The sequence below is a fragment of the Methylocystis sp. genome (assembly GCF_051061285.1).
GTDB lineage: Bacteria > Pseudomonadota > Alphaproteobacteria > Rhizobiales > Beijerinckiaceae > Methylocystis.
In genome coordinates this window covers 11,791-29,784 of the sequence record NZ_JBPFEA010000021.1, presented here as the reverse complement: position 1 = coordinate 29,784, position 17,994 = coordinate 11,791, and the positions used below count along the sequence as shown (strand labels likewise).

Here is a 17,994-nt window from a genome sequence, read left to right as displayed (position 1 = left end):
GCAGCGACCGAAATCAAGCGCAGCGCAAGGCGACGACGCGCTCGGCGGCTGGAAGTCGCGCCTGTATTCTCCCGACCTTATGCCGGCGCGCGTGATGTCGGCGCCCGGCGCGATCGCCGAAAGCGCGTCTCGCGTCCATCCACATTGGGAGGTGAGCGATGAACCTGGACATGAACAAGCTCGACTCGCTGCTCGGAACGGTCGTTAATGAACTGGGCGCCGCTTCCAATGCGGCTCTGGTGATCATCGGAGACAAGCTCGGCCTGTTCCGCGCGCTTTCGCAAGGCGCCGCCACCTCCGCCGAACTCGCCGACAAGACCGGCACGCACGAGCGCTATGTGCGCGAATGGCTCTCCGCGCAAGCGGCCTCCGGCTTCGTCGATTATGACGCCGAGGCGCGCAAATTTTCGATGTCTCCCGAGCAGACGGCGGTGTTTGCCGCCGAGGACAGCCCCGCCTTCATGGTGGGAGGCTTCAGCCTGATGTCGGCGATCTTTCACGACGAGCCCAAACTCGCCGAGGCCTTCAAGAGCGGCAAGGGCATGCATTGGGGCGACCACTGCAATTGTCTGTTCTGCGGCGTAGAGCGCTTCTTCCGACCGGGCTACCGAACCCATCTCGTCGCCGAATGGCTGCCGGCGCTTGACGGGGTGACCGCCAAGCTCGAACGCGGCGCGAACGTCGCAGACGTCGGCTGCGGACATGGCGTCTCGACCTTGCTCATGGCCGACGCCTTTCCCAACTCGGAATTTGTCGGGATCGACTACCATGAGGGTTCGGTCGCTCATGCGAGGGAGAAGGCCGACGGGCGCACGAACGTGCGCTTCGAAGTGGCGCGGGCGCAGGATTTCGCCGGCGCGGGCTACGACCTCGTGACGATGTTCGATTCGCTGCATGACATGGGCGATCCCGTCGGCGCCGTCGCGCATATCCGCGACGTCTTGGCGGAAGACGGAACGCTGATGCTGATCGAGCCCGCGGCCGGCGACAGTCTCGCGGAAAATCTGAACCCCGTTGGGCGGGTCTATTACGCCGGTTCGACCCACATCTGCGTCCCGACTTCGCTCAATCAGGACGTCGGACTCGCGCTCGGCGCCCAGGCCGGCGCCAAGCGCATCGGCGAGGTCGTGCGCGAAGGCGGCTTCTCCCATTTCCGCAAGGCGGCGGCGACGCCGTTCAACATGATCCTCGAGGCGCGGCTCTAGCGCGACACGTAAACGCTTCGCGGATGTCTAACGGACGGGCGAGTTCTGACTTGCCGTTATGGCGCCGCAGGCCGATTGATCGTGACGTTGCCGCCCGGCGGCAACTGATCGATGACCAGCAATTTGACCGGAACGGCTCCGACCGTCGCGCCGAAATGCCAGCGGTCGACGCTCTCGATGACGAATTCGCCCGCGTGATAGACGCGGGACGCGGAATCGCCCTGCTGCACCATCAGCTGCCCTTCAAGAATATAGGCGTAGCGCTGATACGGATGCTTATGTTCCGGCAATCTGACGCCCGGGGCCAGAGTGTAAATCGAAGCCACGACCTCTAAGGGACCTTGCGGAAGCGTGATCGGCTGCCCAACGGCGGTCTTTGTCGTCCTGGCGATTTCCGTCACGACCTCTGCTGGCGCAGGCTCCTTCGCAACGGCGGCGCCTGCGGCGAACGACAAACCAAGGACCGCGACAAACCCCAGGCGAATCATCTGCTGCTCCATTCGCAATCTGCTTCTTGCGTTCGCCATATAGAACCCCTTCGGCGGTCGCGGCCTTTTTAAACGGTCATGCCGAAAATCTTGCCGACGCCCGCCGTCAGCGCCAGCGCCAATGCGCCCCAGAAGGTCACGCGCACCGCGGCGCGCAGGACGCCGGCGCCGCCGGCTTTCGCGCCGATGGCGCCGAGCAGCGCCAGGCACCCCAAAGACGCGGCCGAGACGATGGGGATGATCGCAGCTTGCGGCGCGATCCCGGCGACGAGGAGCGGCAGCGCGGCGCCGGCGGCGAAGGTGACGGCCGACGTCAACGCCGCCTGCACCGGCCGCGCGCTGGCGATCTCCGAAATGCCCAATTCGTCGCGCGCATGCGCCGTCAGCGCGTCCTTCTCCATCAGCTGCGAAGCGACCTGCCGCGCCAGCTCAAGGTCGACGCCGCGCTCGACATAGATCTGCGCAAGCTCCTCTCGTTCCAGTTCGGCGTAATCGCTCAATTCCGCACGTTCGCGCGCAAGGTCGGCCTTTTCGGTATCGGATTGGGAGCTGACCGAAACATATTCGCCCGCGGCCATCGACATGGCGCCGGCCACCAGCCCCGCCGCGCCGGCGACGAGCACATCATTGCGCGTGGCTTGCGCCGCTGCGACGCCGACGATGAGGCTCGCGGTCGACACGATGCCGTCATTGGCGCCGAGCACCGCCGCTCGCAGCCAGCCGATGCGCTGGACGAGATGACTCTCCCGGTGGATGCGAAGTCGGCTCATGTTTCCTCTTGGTGGGCGCGGTGTCGCAAGCGCACCGCTATTCCTCACGTGTCGTGTCGATCGCTAAATCAAGGGCCGCGACGCGCCGCGCCGAAGCCGACCAGTTCGCGATGCTCAGGGCGTTGTCGGCGAGCCAATTGAGGGAAAGCTGCACCTGCAAAAAGGCTGCGGCCGCCTGCATCAGATCTCCGAGCGTTAAATCGCCGGCAAGATATTTCGGCGCGCCAAGCAACAGGGGGACAGCGGGAGCCAAAAGATTGTTGGCATGCGTTAAAAAAACGATCTTTGTCTGCCCCTGGATGACGCGCCCCCAGGTCGCTGCGAGCAGAAAGAGAAATCTGTCGAAAGGATTTCCGCCCTTGGCGTCGATCTCGGCCAGCCGTTCCGGAATGATCGGCACCCCCTTAACGACCGGGTGACGCAGGTAATCGCCAATGTCGCGATCGATGTCCTCGTCGGCTTCCACCACCGCTCTCGACTCGAACTCATGACGGGCGCGGGTGAGCGCATAGCGGAAGTTCCCCTCCGCCGCGGCCTTTGCTTCGACGCTTGCCACCAGCGGTCGCCCCAACACCCACATGCAAAACGAAGTCACCACTGAATAGACGAAGACCGCGAGCACCAGATAACCGGGTATGACCACGCCAAGAAACTCATAGGATCCCCCGACTTGCCAGAGAACGAGGATGAAGGCGGCCGACACCAAAAAGATATTGATGACGCCTCCGGCGAGATCGACAAAAAGCTCGATCGCCAGCCGACCGTCATCGGCGATGCGGGCTTCCGGATTATCGATTGCGGGAGATATGGCGCATGCTTGGCGAGATTCGTTGACGAGCCATTTCTCAATGAGCGAGGCGGTGAGCCACAATCGCCAGTTGACCTGAAGTCTCATACGAAACTGCGTTGTGGCGATTGAGGCAAGACCGACGCCGACGGCCAGAATGGCGAGTTGCAGAATTCCCCCGGTAACTTCATCGACTTTATGCGTTTGAAGCGCGTCGAAGAAACTCTTGCTCCAGCGATTCACGGCCAGAGCCATGTAAGTGTTCACGACAAGGCATATGAGAAATCCAACCGAGAGAACCCACGCCGGGCGTTGCGTTTGGCCTTTCCAATAGCCCATCGCAAGCCAGAGGAACCGCTGAATCACGTCATTCCCTTTGTGCGAGATTTGTCAGATCGACTTGAGTGCAGCTCGCAGCCAGCCACCTCTTTTCGTTCTCCAGCCACAAGCGCCACAAGCCATATCGACGACTGGACTTGCGGGCGTCGCGTTGTGAGTTCCACATCAAGGCGCCTCACCGAGGCGATCGCGGACCAGCTCGGCGAGAGCGAGTGAGGCCGTCAGTCCCGGGCTTTCAATTCCGAACAGATTGACGAGGCCGGCGACGCCGTGTTGGCCTGGCCCGTCGACGCGAAAATCTGCGGCAGGCGTCCCCCGCCCCGAGATTTTCGGTCGAACGCCGGCGTAGCCGGGAAGCAGGGCGCCGTCTAGAAGGACGGGCCAGTAGCGACGAATTTCGTCATAGAAGGCCTCGGCGCGCCGCGGATCCACGTTGTAATCGATTTCATCGATCCATTCGATATCTGGACCAAACCGCGCCTGTCCGGCGAGGTCGAGCGTAAGATGAACGCCGAGAGCGCCCTCCACAGGAACGGGATAGATGAGCCTGGAAAAAGGCGCACGCCCGGAGAGCGTGAAATAGCAACCGCGCGCGAGATAAAGCTGCGGCGTCATGGAGGCCGGAAATCCGTCAATGGCTCGGGAGAGCGTCGTCGCGCCGAGCCCGGCGGCGTTCACGAAAGCCCTCGTCTCAAGCGAGGAGACGTCGTCGCTGGCGCGGTCGCGAATATGCAGCGTCATCCCGCTTTGCGTCACCGCGCCGCCCACGACTTTGGCGTTGAAAGCGAAAGTCGCGCCGGACTCTTCAGCGTCGCCCTGCAGCGCCAACATCAACCCATGACTGTCGACAATACCGGTCGACGGAGACAGGATCGCGCCGCAACAGGCAAGGCTCGGCTCGAGCTTGCGCGCCTCCGCCGCTTCGAGTCGAATGAGGTCTCGAACGCCGCTCGCGAGCGCGTTCGAAGCGATCTGATCGAGTTTGGCCTCCTGATCGGGCTGCGTCGCCACGATCAGCTTTCCGACCCGCCGGAATCCAACGCCGCGATCGAGGCAATATCGATAGAGCAACTCGGCGCCTCGCTGACATAGTCGCGCCTTCAGACTGTCGGGCGGATAGTACAGACCAGCGTGAATGACTTCGGAATTGCGTGAGCTGACGCCCGAACCGATCGTCGGAGCGCTTTCTGTAACCAGAACTTTGTATCCCGTCTCGCCGAGCGCGCGGGCCACGGCGAGACCGACAACGCCGGCGCCCGCGATGACAACGTCAAAATTCGCACCGCTCATCTTTGCTCGCCCGCCTCGCGTTCTTGTGCGCCCTGCGCCTCGTTTTGTTGGCTTTCGTCGTCTAGTCCAGCGCGATTTGTGGATTAAATCTCAGCTCACCCATTTATAGGACGCATGTTGTATTTTCGGGGCGAAAGACAGATTAGCATTTCGGCGACGCCAAGTCGCCAATGACCTGGTTGACCCGCTCGACATAGGCCGCATTCGAGCGTCGGCTTTCCCTGGCTTGCTCTTGCGGCAAGTGATTGCGTGGCTAAAATGAAGTTGAGACGCTACCGATTCGACGCGTCGCCTGGATTGACTCTCAAAGGGCGATATTCTAACCAGCTTTCGCTTGTTAAACGGGAGCGCCGCCCTGTCGCATGTCATCGATTTTATGGAGCAGGTACGAGAGGTTGCAGGACTTCTTGACGCCCGCGTGGTCGAGCGGCTCGCTCAAGAGTTGAGTCAATTGCGTGAGCGCGAGGGACGATTGTTTTTATTGGGCGTCGGGGGCAGCGCGGGAAATTGTGGTCACGCGGCGAATGATTTTCGAAAATTGTGCGGGATCGAAGCCTATGCGCCGACGGACAATGTTTCGGAGCTGACGGCTCGGGCCAATGATGAGGGATGGGATACGATCTTCACAGGATGGCTTGAGGTCAGCCGGCTATCCAGCGGCGACGCAATCCTCGTCTTTTCAGTTGGGGGCGGGAACGCGGCTCGCAATGTCAGCGTCAATCTTGTGAAGGCCATCGATCTTGCAAAGCAGCGTGGCGCCCGCGTTTTTGCGATCGTGGGTCGCGCCGACGGCCACGCCAGCGCCCATGGCGACGTGGTGGTCGTGATTCCGCAGGTCGACGCCGGCCGCGTGACGCCGCTTTCCGAAGCGTTTCAGGCAGTCGTCTGGCATTGCCTCGTGTCTCATCCAGCTCTTCAGTCGCGTGGGACGAAGTGGTAGGAGCCAAGGATGTTCGGGCCGCGACGCGCCGTTTTTTTGGATCGTGACGGCGTTCTCGTGGTGCCGCAGTTTCGCGAAGGCCGCAGTTTCGCACCGACGACTCTCGCGGAATTCGCCATTTATCCGGACGCGCCGAGGTGCGTTACGAGGTTGAAGGAAGCAGGCTTCTTCACCGTCGTCGTTTCAAACCAGCCAGATGTGGGGGCGGGCCGAGTTGCGCGTGAGATCGTCGATGAAATGAGCCTCCGACTTCGCCACGCAATGCCTCTGGACGCGATAAAGATCTGCTGCCATACGAACGTGAGCCCGTGCGCCTGCCGCAAGCCGCGGCCTGGAATGTTGTTGGAAGCGGCGCGCGAAATCGGGCTCGATCTCAAGGAGAGCTTCATGGTAGGCGATCGAGCGAGCGACGTAGAAGCCGGCGCTGCGGCCGGGTGCCGCACCGTGTTCATAGATCTCGGCTATACGGCGGAACAGCCTCCTGAACGCCCGAACAGAATTGTCGGCTCGCTTTCCGAGGCCGCCGACTGGATATTATCAATGCCACAAGAACACAGCTGAAAGTCGCTCATGCCGAAAATTTTCATTAAACTCTTTGCCGACGGCGCCGATCTTGGAGAAATGATCTCCATGTATCGCGATCCGAAGATCGTCGGCTTCACGACGAATCCGACGCTGATGCGCCAAGCCGGCGTGGCCGACTACGAAAAATTCGCGCGCAAGGTGCTCGCGGCGATTCCGGATCGTCCCGTCTCATTCGAAGTATTCGCCGACGACCTCTCCGAGATGGCGCGCCAGGCGCGCGTCATTGCCGGTTGGGGCCCAAACGTCAACGTCAAGATTCCAGTTGTTAATACGAAGGGCGAGTTTACCGGCCCTATTCTGAGCGCGCTGTCTAGCGAAGGCGTGACGCTCAACGTCACCGCGATCATGACAGTGGAGCAGGTTCGCGACGTGGCCGCGGCGCTCGCGCCCGAAACGCCGGCGATTATTTCGGTCTTTGCCGGGAGAATCGCCGACACCGGCGTTGATCCTGTTCCTCACATGAAGGCCTGCCGCGCGGCGCTTGCGTCGCGCCCGCGAGCGGAGCTGCTTTGGGCGAGCCCGCGCGAGTTGCTAAACGTTTTTCACGCGCAGGAGGCGGGCTGCCATATCATCACCGCCACGCCCGGCATTCTTTCCAAGCTGGAGTTGGTTGGAAAGGATCTCACGCAGTTTTCTCTCGAGACGGTGCAAATGTTCTATCGCGACGCGACGGCTTCGGGATTCGACATCGACGTCGCGCAGCAAAAATCGACCGCCGACGTCGGCGGCGTAAACGACATACGCGAGGATGTTCGATGACGCGACTGTTCGAACGAGTTTTCGTTACAGGCGGGGCCGGCTATTGCGGGAGCCGCCTCGTTCCACAGCTCCTTCGCTCTGGTTACAAGGTGACCGTGTATGACGTCATGTATTTCGGTTGCGAATTCCTGCCGAAAGACGACCCAAACCTCACAGTGGTTCAGGGCGACATACGCGACAGAGCGAAGCTCGCCGCTGCGGTCGCTGGCCACGATGCTTTCTTGAGCCTCGCCTGCATCTCCAATGACGCCAGCTTCGAACTCGATGAGCGGCTCTCGACCTCGGTGAATTTGGAGGCCTTCGAGCCAATGGTGCTCACGGCCAAAAACGCGGGCGTCAAGCGCTTCATCTATGCGTCTTCATCTTCGGTTTATGGCGTCTCCGACCAACCCGAGGTGACGGAAGACCATCCGCTCGTGCCCCTGACGCTTTACAATAAATACAAGGGAATGTGCGAGCCGCTGCTCAACAGACACATAGATGACGGTTTCACGGGCGTCACCTTCCGTCCGGCGACCGTGTGCGGCTACGCGCCGCGCCAGCGATTGGATCTCTCCGTAAACATTCTCACCAATCACGCCGTGAACAAGAACAGGATCACGGTTTTCGGCGGCTCACAATTACGACCAAACCTGCATATTCAGGACTATGTCGACGCGCTGGAGATGTTTCTGGAGGCGCCGGCGGAAAAGATCCAAGGCGAGATCTTCAACGTCGGATATCAAAATCTCTCTTTGATGCAAATCGCCGAACTGGTTCGCAAGGTCGTGCTCGAAGAATATCCCGAACGAGGCGATCTCGAAATCGTGACGACGCCGAGCGACGATCTGCGCTCGTATCACATCAATTCGGACAAGATCGCGCGCGCGCTGGGCTTTCAGCCGCGGCGCACGATCGAGGACGCGGTGCGCGAACTCTGCGTCGCCTTCCGAGAAAATCGCTTGCCGAACAGTTTCGACGACGACTCCTATTTCAACGTCAAGCGGCTGCAAAGATTGAAAGCAGCATGAACGACAAACCTATTGCTGTGGTGACAGGCGGCGCGGGCTTCATCGGGAGCCATATGGTCGACCTGCTGCTGGATCGCGGATTTTGCGTTCGCGTGATCGACGACTTGTCGGGCGGGCGCGAAGCGAATCTTGCGCATCATGCGCAGAACTCGGACCTCGCCTGTCATTGGAGAGATATACGCACGCTGGCGCCCGGTGATCCGATCTTCTCGGATTGCCGCTATGTTTTTCATTTTGCAGGCATTGGCGACATCGTTCCGTCAATCGAGCGCCCGATCGATTACATGGACATCAATGTCCAGGGAACGGTCCGTACGCTCGAATGCGCGCGCGCCGCAAAGGTGAAAAAATTCGTCTATGCGGCATCTTCATCCTGCTATGGCCTCGCCGCGACGCCAACGCGCGAGGATCACCCGATCGCGCCGCAATATCCTTACGCTCTCTCAAAATATCAGGGCGAGCAAGCGGTGTTTCACTGGGGAAACGTCTACCGGCTCCCTGTCAATTCGATTTGCATATTTAACGCGTACGGCATGCGCGTGCGCACCACGGGCGCATATGGCGCCGTCTTTGGCGTCTTCTTTCGCCAGAAACTCGCGGGCAAGCCGTACACTGTGGTCGGCGACGGGTCGCAATCACGCGACTTCATTTACGCAACGGACGTAGCCGAAGCGTTTCTTGCCGCCGCCGAAACGGATATCGTCGGCGAGCGCTTTAATGTCGGCGCCGGCGCTCCGAAATCAATCAATCAACTCGTGTCCCTGCTCGGCGGCGACGTGGTCTATGTGCCTAAGCGGCCGGGCGAGCCCGATTGCACCTGGGCGGACATAACGAAGATTTCTACGCTTCTCAATTGGCGGCCGAAAGTTCCGTTTGAAGAGGGGGCGCCGAGGATGATGCAGCAGATACATCATTGGAAGGACGCTCCGCTTTGGGATCCCGAGTCGATCGCAAAGGCGACGAAGACCTGGTTCGAATTTCTTGGAGGCGACGCGGCTCGGATATGAGTCCGCACGCGGAGTAGTTTGATACAAGACTCGCGACGAGTAGGGGCCCAACCGAAGCCTTCACTCCAACCGAGGATGCTTTCTCTCAGAGTTGCTCATGCCCAATAGCTCACTCAATCGACTCTATGGCCGCAAAATCAAGACGCCGGAAGAGTTGCGCACAATCCTCGGTCCTATGCCGCGCGAAAAGCGCGCAATAATGTGCCACGGCGTTTTCGATGTGGTTCATCCCGGCCACATTCGGCATCTCGCTTACGCCAAGAGCAAAGCAGATATTCTGATTACGAGCATAACGGCCGACGCGCACATCACGAAGGGGCTTCATCGGCCGCACGTGCCGCAGGACTTGCGCGCGCTCAATCTCGCCGCTCTCGAGATGGTTGACTATGTGGTCGTGGACGTCAATGCGACGCCGCTCGCCAATCTGAAACTCATTCAGCCTGACCTCTTCGCAAAAGGATACGAATACACAACAACCGGGTTGCGTCCGAAGACCGCGGAGGAAGCGGAAGCCGTGCGCGCCTATGGCGGCGAGATCGTCTTCACGCCCGGCGACATCGTTTATTCCTCTTCGAAGCTCATTGAACTCGAAGCTCCCAAGCTTCGCTTCGAAAAACTCCAAATCATCATGGAGAGGAAGGGAATTTCCTTCGAAGACCTGCGCCGCGCGATAAATGCGCTTTCCGACTATCGCGTTCATGTGGTCGGCGACACGATCGTCGACAGCTACACCAATTGCGTCATGATCGGAGGCCAGACCAAGACCCCGACCTTGTCCGTTCTGTTCGAGTCGAAAACGGACTATGCAGGAGGAGCGGCGATCGTCGCGAAGCACTGCCGCGCCGCCGGAGCGAACGTCTCTTTTTGCACCGTGTTGGGCGATGACGCCTACGCCGAATTTGTTCTGAACGACCTTCAGCGGGCCGGCGTCGATGTCTCGGTCGTGACGGAGCGCGGTCGTCCCACGGTAAACAAGAACGCAATCGTCGTCGGCGGCTATCGCCTTTTGAAAGTCGACACGCTCGACAACAACTCAATTACGGACGCCATGTGCAACAAGATGACCGATACGGTGCGCAACAGCGGCGCTGATGCGGTTATCTATGCCGATTTCCGTCACGGTATCTTCAATCGCCGCACGATACCCGATTTCATCGAGGCGATTCCGGCGAATGCGTATCGCGTCGCCGACAGCCAGGTCGCGAGCCGTTGGGGAAACATCACTGAATTTCGCGGTTTCGATCTGATTACGCCGAATGAGCGCGAGGCGCGATTTGCGCTGGGCGATCAGGACTCAGGCATTCGACCTCTGGCGTCCGCGATATTCGATGAGGCGCAATGTAAATTGCTGATCCTTAAGCTCGGGCAGCGCGGGGTGCTCGTCTGCCAAAGCACAGATCACGAATCGCTGGATAGCTTTTTCGTGCTCGACAGCTTTGTCGAGACTCTCGTCGACCCCGTCGGCGCCGGCGATGCGCTCCTCGCATATTCGACGCTCGCCATGCTCGCCACGAAGGATCCGACGCAGGCAACCATCGTCGGTCTGCTCGCGGCCGCTTGCGAGTGCGAATGTGACGGCAACGCGCCCATCGCGCCCAAGCAAATTTTGGAAAAGCTGGATGCGGTGGAAAAACAAACGAATTACGTATAGCGCCATGAGAGTGATCGTTGTCGGCCTCGGGGTCCAGGGACATAAAAGGCGTGCGTTTGCCGGCGAAGACTTCGTCGCGACCGTCGACCCCTACAATGCCGCCGCAGACTATCGAGACATAAAAGACGTTCCGCTCGATAGCTTCGATGCGGCGCTGTGCTGCATACCCGATGAGCCGAAATTCGCAATTCTTGAATACCTGCTGGCGAATGGAAAGCACGCGCTGGTCGAAAAGCCGCTATGGACGCGTACGGCCTCAGAAATTGACAAACTCGGGCGCCTCGCGCGCGCCGCGAACGTCGTTTGCTACACGGCCTATAATCATCGCTTCGAACCGCATTTCGTGCGCATGCGCGACCTCATTGCGTCGGGCGAACTGGGGCGGATCTATTCCTGTCGCATGTTCTACGGCAATGGAACGGCGCGCCTCGTGCGAAATTCGGAATGGCGCGATAGCGGGGCCGGCGTGCTACCGGATCTTGGCTCGCACCTTCTGGACACATGCCGTTTCTGGTTCGGCGACATCGATGCGAGATTCAAACTGGTCGCCGTCAACTGCTTTGAGAACAAGTCGCCCGATCACGTCATTATCGGCAATGAAGACGGCGCATGTCGCATCGAACTCGAAATGACGCTGCTCTCATGGCGCAATCACTTCGCTTGCGATATCCTTGCAGAAAACGGCAGCGCTCACATTGAATCGCTGTGCAAATGGGGTCCGTCGACTTTTACGATGCGACGGCGAATTCTTCCGTCGGGGCGCCCGCCGGAACAGGCGGTCACGCTCGTGCAGGACGATCCGACTTGGAAGGTCGAATACGAGCATTTCAAGCGCATGTGCCAATCTCGAGCAAAGACCGACCTCTCAAACGACCTATGGCTGCGAGACGTGTTGGCGCGACTCGAGGAAGTGGTTCTCGAACAATCGCGGCGACGCCGCAGGCAAGACGCATGACTTCCGCAATCAAGCACGCTTCGGATATTATCGTCGGCTTCGCCGGCATGACCCACCTTGGAATCGTCTCCGCGACCTCCGTCGCGGCGAAAGGCTTTAAGACGATCGGCTATGATTCCGATTCGCAACTAATCGGGCGGCTTTCGGCGGGCCAGCCTCCGATCGACGAACCGGATCTGGATGAGCTCCTGCGCGCCAATGGCGCTCGGCAAGCCTTCACCAACGATCTTTCGCGGCTCGCGGAATGCGACATCGTCTATATTTCATACGACGTGCCGACCGACGATAGGGGCCAAAGCGATCTTAGCCCGATCGTCGCCATTATCGAGGCGGTGGCGAAGGCGCTACGGCCCGATGGGATTCTCGTCATTCTTTGTCAGGTGCCGCCGGGTTTTACGCGGGGCGTGCGCGCAGTTCCGCCGGAGCGGCTTTACTATCAGGTCGAAACGCTCGTGTTTGGCCGCGCCATGGCGCGCGCGCTGCATCCGGAGCGAACGATTATCGGATGCGCGGATTCCGATGCGCCGCTGGAGCCGCGCTACAAGGCGTTGCTCTCCGCATTCGGATGTCCGTTGATCCCGATGAGCTACGAGAGCGCCGAACTCTGCAAGATCGCGATCAACTGCTGCTTGGTGTCTTCGATCAGCGTCGCCAACACGCTGGCGGAACTTTGTGAAAATATAGGGGCCGAGTGGTCCGAGATCGTTCCCGCGTTGAAGCTCGACGCCCGCATCGGCCCAAGCGCCTATCTCTCGCCGGGATTGGGGATCGCAGGCGGGAATCTCGAACGTGATCTTGCGACGGTCGTTGCATTGTCCGAGCGTTTCGAAACGGACGCGGGCGTCGTGCGCGCATGGATCGATAACAGCCGGCGCCGCCGCGATTGGGCGCGTCGCACGATCTCGACCGCTCTGCTTCGTGAAAAGCCCGAGGCGACGATCGCGGTTTGGGGCCTCGCCTACAAGGAGAATACGCATTCAATTAAGAATTCGCCGTCCGTCGCAACGATCACGGGTCTGCCAGAAACGCGATTCGTCGCGCATGATCCTGTGGTGCAAGCAAGCGCAATTTCTCATGCGCGATTGACGGGCGTCGACTCGCCGCTCGCGGCGCTAGAAGGCGCCGACGCCTTGATGATCTTGACGCCCTGGCCCGCTTATCGTCGAGTTGGCGTTGAGGAAATAGCTCGGACGATGCGGGGTCGCATTGTCATTGATCCCTATCGCCTACTCGATCCACGCGCCGCCGCGGCGGCCGGCCTCGATTACTACACGCTCGGGTCTCGCCATAACTCGAGCGCGGGAATCGTCTAATGCTACGTCATCTCGCTCCCGCTCCGATGGCTCCCGCTCGCGTTGTTGTCATCGGTGGGAGTGGATTTGTCGGCGGCGCGCTCTGTCGCCGCATCGCGCGCGCGCAAATTCCCGTAGTGGCGATCGCCCGCCAGCAGATCGATCTGCTTGCCGACGGCGCCGAGAAGCAATTGCGCGCGATTTTGCAGCCGGGCGATGCGGTCGTGGCGGCCGCGGCGCGCGCGCCTTGCCGCTCTCTCGACATGCTTATCGAGAATGTCAAAATGACGCGCGCGATGGTCGCGGCGTTAAAGGATGCGGCTCCATCGCATGTGATCAACATCAGCTCGGACGCCGTCTACGCCGACGTGCCGGTTCCGATTGACGAAGAGACGCCCACGGCGCCTGGAACGCTGCACGGCGCCATGCACCTTGTTCGGGAAATCGCATTTCGCTCGGATATCTCGGCGCCGTTGACGATCGTGCGTCCGACCCTTCTCTATGGTCTTGAGGATCCGCACAACGGCTATGGCCCCAATCGCTTTCGTCGCTTAGCGGCGGCCGGTGAGAATATCGCGGTTTTCGGCGCGGGCGAGGAGCGACGCGACCATGTTTGGATTGACGATCTCGCCGAGATCCTTTTCCGGATATTGATGCGGCGCTCGATCGGCGTGCTTAATGTAGCGACCGGAGAGGCGCATTCGTTCCGCGCGCTAGCGGAAGCGGTAGCCGGCGCCTCGCGGCGTAAAGTAGCGGTCGAAGAGACGCCGCGCGTTGGACCTATGCCGCATAACGGCTATCGTCCGTTTGACATCGAAGCGACGCGCGCCGCATTCCCTGATTTTGCCTACGCGCCGACCATAGCGACCGTCGCGAAGCTACAAATTCTCGCGGAGCGATAAGGCCATGGCGGAAGTCGATCTGTTGCGCGCGCTGCCGAAATCCCGGCGCAACGTCACGCAGCGCGGCGAAGCGAAGACGCCCGAGACCATTGCGCTTTCGCGAGAATATGGGGAGCTTTATTTCGACGGGCCGCGAGAATATGGCTATGGCGGCTATCGCTACGACGGGCGCTGGCGACCGGTCGCGAAGGATATCATCGCTCATTTCGGTCTCGCGGCGGGCGCGCGAATTCTCGATGTCGGATGCGCCAAGGGCTTTCTTGTCAAAGACTTGATGCTGGCGGAGCCGGGGCTGGAGGCCTTCGGTCTCGACATATCGCGTTATGCCCTCATGCACTGCGAACCGGAGGTCGTGGGCCGTCTGCACCTCGGCTCCGCCGACGCCCTGCCATTCCCCGACAAGAGCTTCGATTGCGTCGTGAGCATCAACACGATTCACAATTTCGACCGCGCCGGCGCATTGAGGGCCTTGCGAGAGATCGAGCGCGTGTCTCGCCAAAGCTCATTCGTGCAGGTCGATTCGTATCGTACGCCCGAGCAAAAGAGTCTTTTCGAAAGTTGGGTGCTGACGGCGAAATTCCACGATTACCCGCAGGGCTGGATCGAAGTCTTTGCCGAAGCCGGCTATACGGGCGACTATTATTGGACGATCGTCGAGTGACGTGACGCTCCCTGAAGAAGCGAAGGCGAACACATGTCGAATAAGACCTATGCAATCCTTGGCGGCGGAGGCAGCTTCGGCATTCACGCCGCGCTCTGGCTGCTCGATCACGCGAACCCGCGAAAAGTGATCGGCATTGGTCGCAATCCGCTGCGCGAGCGCGCGTTCTCGCTGGATATCGATCAGCGCGAAGGTTACGAATATCACGCTCGTCACGTGACCTACGAAATCGATCTGCTGCTCGAACTGCTCGATCGCGAAAAGCCGGAGATCATTGTCAATTTCGCCGCGCAGGGAGAGGGCGCCGTCTCCTGGAAGCACTCCTGGCGGTTCTTCGAGACCAATTCGATGGCGTTGGCGCGCCTTACGGAAGAGTTGATGAAGCGCGATTGGTTGGAGCGTTTCATTCAGATCGGGACGTCTGAAATGTACGGGTCCGTCGATCGCCCCGTGACGGAGGACGAGCCGATCAAGCCGTCGAGCCCTTACGCCGCCTCCAAGGTCGCTTTCGACATGCATCTTCTGTCGATATCCCGATTCCTCAAGTTCCCGATGAATATTTTGAGGCCGTCCAACGCCTATTGCCCCGGGCAGCTTTTGCATCGCGTCGTGCCCAAGGCGATCGTCTCGGGGCTGCTCGGCGAGAAACTGCCCTTGCATGGCGGCGGCAAGGCGGAAAAGTCCTATATTCATGCGCGAGATCTCGGCCGGGCGATCCATCTCGTTGCGGAAGGCGCGCCGCTCGGCGCCGTCTATAACGTGGGTCCGAGCGAGCCAACTTCGATTCGGCGCGTCGTCGAGCTTTGCGCGGAGGCTGTCGGCGTTCCGTTCGAACAATTGTGCGAGGTCAGCGGCGATCGACTCGGGCAGGACTCCCGCTACTGGCTCGACTCTTCAGCAATCAAGCGCGACGTGGGTTGGGAGCCCCGCATTGACTGGGCGGAGGGCTTGTCGGAAATGGTCGACTGGGCGCGTGCGAATCTTCCCGCTTTGAAACGCGCGCCTCGCGATTACACTTTGCGGGCATGATCGACCGCAACGAGTTGGGCGGAATGTGAAATGACCAACGGACTCATGCTATGTCAGCGCGACGAGCGACGGCGCAACAATTTCGACGCCGCTGCGGCAAAGGAACGCTGCCGCCGCTACCGCCGGCGCATTCTGGAAATCTCGCGACAAGTTTCCGCGCTGCATGTAGCGCCGGCTTTTTCCTGCGTCGAGATCGTCGACTCGCTGTATAATGGCGCGATGCGTCGGGACGCGAACGGTGAGTATTGCGACATCTTTCTGATGTCCAAAGGTCACGGCTGCATGATCCAATATGTCGTGCTCGAGGAGCAAGGCATATTGTCGCGCGCAGACCTCGACGCCTATTGCAAGCCCGGCGGGCGGCTCGGCGCGCATCCCGATTACGGCACGCCGGGAATTGCGGCTTCGACCGGATCGTTGGGACATGGGTTGGGAATCGCGGTCGGACAGGCGTTCGCTGAGAAGCTGAAGGGGAGCGACGCGCGGGTCTATTGCGTCCTATCGGATGGCGAATTTCAGGAGGGCTCGACCTGGGAGGCGATGATGGCCGCCGCAAATCTCGGTCTTTCCAATCTTGTCGCGCTGATGGACAACAATGATTTTTCTGGCCTCGAACGCATAAGCGAGGGTCACAAGGCCTTTTACCCCCTACTCGACAAAGCGCGCGCTTTTGGATTTAGCACGGCTGAAGTCGCTGGACATGACAGCGCGGAGATTTTCGCGGCGCTCGACAACGACTGTTCGAATGACGCGACCCCTCGCCCGAAGTTGATCGTTTGTCGCACGACGAAGGGCAAAGGCGTTTCATTCATGGAGAGCGTTCCGATCTGGCATTACCGTTCGCCCAATTCGGAGGAATATGCGCAGGCGTTGAACGAGATCGAGAACGCCCCATGAGGAATAGATTTGCGGATACATTCTATGAATTGGGCAGGGAGGACGAGCGCCTGTGCCTTGTCGTAGCGGACATATCTCCTGCCGGCAGCATCGAGAAGTTTCGCACGAAATTTCCGCAGCGCTTCGTGAATACCGGAGTCGCCGAGCAGATCATGATCGGCATGACCGCCGGGATGGCGCAGCGTGGTCTGCGGCCCTTCGCCTACACGATTGCGACCTTCTCGCTCTACCGCCCATTTGAAATGGTGCGAGACGATCTGTGCTACCAAAATCTATGCGTCACCGTGGTCGGCATCGGCGGCGGCCTCACCTATTCGACGCTCGGCGCGACGCATCACGCGCAGGAAGATGTAGCGATCGCCTGCGCGATTCCTAACCTCACAGTTATCGCGCCTTGCGACCCGGCGGAAACCGAAGCGGCGACGCGTTGGTGCGCCACGCAGGAGCATGGGCCGGTCTATCTGCGCCTCGGCAAGGCGGGTGAGCCGGACTTCACCAGCAACGCGCCACAACCCTGGACCTTCGGCAAGCTGCGACAAATTCGCCCGGGCGCGGACGTTTGCATTCTTACATACGGTCCGATCATGAAACGCGCGTGGGCCGTGGCCGAGCGGCTCGAGGCGGCCGGCCACAGCGTGGCGATCAATTCGGTTCACACATTGAAGCCGCTCGACGTCAGCGGAGTCGCCGACGTGCTGACGCAATTTCCCTCTGTCGTCGTTATCGAGGAATGCGCGCCAACCGGCGGTCTCGCAATGCAAGTCAAAGCAATCGCCTTCGATATCGGCGCGCGAACAAGGCTCTTTTCGTTCACGCTTAAGGATGAGTTCATTCACTGCTACGGAAGCCATGACGACATCCTCGACGCGCACGGGCTTTCGGTCGAGGATATGACGCGGCGAATTCTCAGTGAGTGACCGCGTCCCAGACTATTTCCTCAACGAGGGACCGCTGACGCCGGGCGATGCGGCGGTTGCGCTGCTTGTCCTCGACGACGGTCGCTATCTCATGCAGCTTAGGGATGAGAAGCCCGGCATTTTTTTCCCGGGCCATTGGGGCCTGTTCGGCGGCGGCGTCGAACCCGGCGAAGGGGCCGAGGCGGCGTTGCGGCGCGAACTGCGGGAAGAACTTGGATACGACGCCCAGACCATGGTCTGGTTTACGACGATCACGCTCGATTTTACCGCATTAGGCGGCGGCCCTGTCGAGCGCCATTTCTTCGAGACGCCGCTCGCGGCCGCACAGATGGAGAAGCTTGTCCTCGGAGAGGGGCGCGCGATGCGCGCGTTCGAAGGCCCCGACCTGCTTGCGAGGGAACGAGTGACGCCATACGACGCATTTGCGCTCTGGATGCATCTGACGCGCGCGAGGCATGCAGATCGAATGGGCTGAGTCGATGACTGGTTGCGCCGTGCGGAAAGTAACGC

General features: G+C 60.3%; 19 protein-coding genes. 15 read left to right on the top strand and 4 right to left on the bottom strand.

Annotation, left to right across the window (positions count from 1 at the left end):
* Positions 1 to 158 precede the first annotated feature (158 nt).
* Complete coding sequence (locus tag ACR65T_RS07250; protein ID WP_434495845.1) at positions 159 to 1,205, top strand: class I SAM-dependent methyltransferase; 1,047 nt, start codon at positions 159 to 161, stop codon at positions 1,203 to 1,205.
* A gap of 56 nt (positions 1,206 to 1,261) precedes the next feature.
* Here ACR65T_RS07250 and ACR65T_RS07245 read toward each other — a convergent pair whose 3' ends face one another.
* The 4 genes from ACR65T_RS07245 to ACR65T_RS07230 form a co-directional block, all read right to left on the bottom strand.
* Positions 1,262 to 1,693 carry a cupin domain-containing protein gene (locus tag ACR65T_RS07245; RefSeq protein ID WP_434495844.1) on the bottom strand — a complete coding sequence of 144 codons (432 nt, stop codon included), beginning with the start codon at positions 1,691 to 1,693 and terminating at the stop codon, positions 1,262 to 1,264.
* A 68-nt stretch (positions 1,694 to 1,761) separates the two neighbouring features.
* Positions 1,762 to 2,463, bottom strand: a complete 702-nt coding sequence (locus tag ACR65T_RS07240) for a VIT1/CCC1 transporter family protein (RefSeq protein WP_434495843.1) — start codon at positions 2,461 to 2,463, stop codon at positions 1,762 to 1,764.
* 37 nt (positions 2,464 to 2,500) lie between these two features.
* Positions 2,501 to 3,616, bottom strand: a complete 1,116-nt coding sequence (locus ACR65T_RS07235; RefSeq protein WP_434495842.1) for an SbmA/BacA-like family transporter — start codon at positions 3,614 to 3,616, stop codon at positions 2,501 to 2,503.
* Positions 3,617 to 3,754: 138 nt separating this feature from the next.
* Complete coding sequence (locus ACR65T_RS07230) at positions 3,755 to 4,879, bottom strand: NAD(P)/FAD-dependent oxidoreductase (RefSeq protein WP_434495841.1); 1,125 nt, start codon at positions 4,877 to 4,879, stop codon at positions 3,755 to 3,757.
* Between the two features lie 376 nt (positions 4,880 to 5,255).
* Between ACR65T_RS07230 and ACR65T_RS07225 the strand changes: the two genes are divergently transcribed.
* The 14 genes from ACR65T_RS07225 (at position 5,256) to ACR65T_RS07160 (ending at position 17,959) form a co-directional block, all read left to right on the top strand.
* Positions 5,256 to 5,819 (top strand): SIS domain-containing protein, encoded by a 564-nt coding sequence (locus ACR65T_RS07225; RefSeq protein ID WP_434495840.1) that lies wholly within the window; start codon positions 5,256 to 5,258, stop codon positions 5,817 to 5,819.
* A 36-nt stretch (positions 5,820 to 5,855) separates the two neighbouring features.
* On the top strand, positions 5,856 to 6,380 hold the full coding sequence (locus tag ACR65T_RS07220; protein ID WP_434495839.1) for a D-glycero-alpha-D-manno-heptose-1,7-bisphosphate 7-phosphatase: 525 nt from the start codon (positions 5,856 to 5,858) through the stop codon (positions 6,378 to 6,380).
* Between the two features lie 9 nt (positions 6,381 to 6,389).
* Positions 6,390 to 7,163 (top strand): transaldolase, encoded by a 774-nt coding sequence (locus ACR65T_RS07215; protein WP_434495838.1) that lies wholly within the window; start codon positions 6,390 to 6,392, stop codon positions 7,161 to 7,163.
* Positions 7,160 to 8,173, top strand: coding sequence for an NAD-dependent epimerase/dehydratase family protein (locus tag ACR65T_RS07210; RefSeq protein ID WP_434495837.1), 1,014 nt, complete (start codon positions 7,160 to 7,162; stop codon positions 8,171 to 8,173). Before ACR65T_RS07215 ends, ACR65T_RS07210 begins: the two co-directional genes overlap by 4 nt.
* Entirely contained in the window at positions 8,170 to 9,180 is a 1,011-nt protein-coding gene (locus ACR65T_RS07205) for an NAD-dependent epimerase/dehydratase family protein (RefSeq protein ID WP_434495836.1), read from the top strand. The genes ACR65T_RS07210 and ACR65T_RS07205 overlap by 4 nt, the downstream gene beginning before the upstream one ends.
* A 97-nt stretch (positions 9,181 to 9,277) precedes the next feature.
* The gene (locus tag ACR65T_RS07200; protein WP_434495835.1) at positions 9,278 to 10,831 is read left to right on the top strand and encodes a PfkB family carbohydrate kinase; all 1,554 of its coding nucleotides are present in this window, start codon (positions 9,278 to 9,280) and stop codon (positions 10,829 to 10,831) included.
* Positions 10,832 to 10,835: 4 nt separating this feature from the next.
* Positions 10,836 to 11,786 (top strand): Gfo/Idh/MocA family protein, encoded by a 951-nt coding sequence (locus ACR65T_RS07195; protein WP_434495834.1) that lies wholly within the window; start codon positions 10,836 to 10,838, stop codon positions 11,784 to 11,786.
* Positions 11,783 to 13,099: a nucleotide sugar dehydrogenase gene (locus ACR65T_RS07190; protein ID WP_434495833.1), complete on the top strand. Its 1,317-nt coding sequence runs from the start codon at positions 11,783 to 11,785 to the stop codon at positions 13,097 to 13,099. The genes ACR65T_RS07195 and ACR65T_RS07190 overlap by 4 nt, the downstream gene beginning before the upstream one ends.
* Before the next feature lie 26 nt (positions 13,100 to 13,125).
* Positions 13,126 to 13,980, top strand: a complete 855-nt coding sequence (locus ACR65T_RS07185) for an NAD-dependent epimerase/dehydratase family protein (protein WP_434495832.1) — start codon at positions 13,126 to 13,128, stop codon at positions 13,978 to 13,980.
* Positions 13,981 to 13,984: 4 nt separating this feature from the next.
* Entirely contained in the window at positions 13,985 to 14,641 is a 657-nt protein-coding gene (locus tag ACR65T_RS07180; RefSeq protein ID WP_434495831.1) for a class I SAM-dependent methyltransferase, read from the top strand.
* Between the two features lie 33 nt (positions 14,642 to 14,674).
* Positions 14,675 to 15,670 carry a GDP-mannose 4,6-dehydratase gene (locus ACR65T_RS07175; RefSeq protein ID WP_434495830.1) on the top strand — a complete coding sequence of 332 codons (996 nt, stop codon included), beginning with the start codon at positions 14,675 to 14,677 and terminating at the stop codon, positions 15,668 to 15,670.
* 30 nt (positions 15,671 to 15,700) lie between these two features.
* Complete coding sequence (locus ACR65T_RS07170; RefSeq protein WP_434495829.1) at positions 15,701 to 16,567, top strand: transketolase; 867 nt, start codon at positions 15,701 to 15,703, stop codon at positions 16,565 to 16,567.
* Positions 16,564 to 17,484, top strand: a complete 921-nt coding sequence (locus ACR65T_RS07165; protein WP_434495828.1) for a transketolase family protein — start codon at positions 16,564 to 16,566, stop codon at positions 17,482 to 17,484. Before ACR65T_RS07170 ends, ACR65T_RS07165 begins: the two co-directional genes overlap by 4 nt.
* Positions 17,477 to 17,959: an NUDIX hydrolase gene (locus tag ACR65T_RS07160; RefSeq protein WP_434495827.1), complete on the top strand. Its 483-nt coding sequence runs from the start codon at positions 17,477 to 17,479 to the stop codon at positions 17,957 to 17,959. The genes ACR65T_RS07165 and ACR65T_RS07160 overlap by 8 nt, the downstream gene beginning before the upstream one ends.
* Positions 17,960 to 17,994 lie beyond the last annotated feature (35 nt).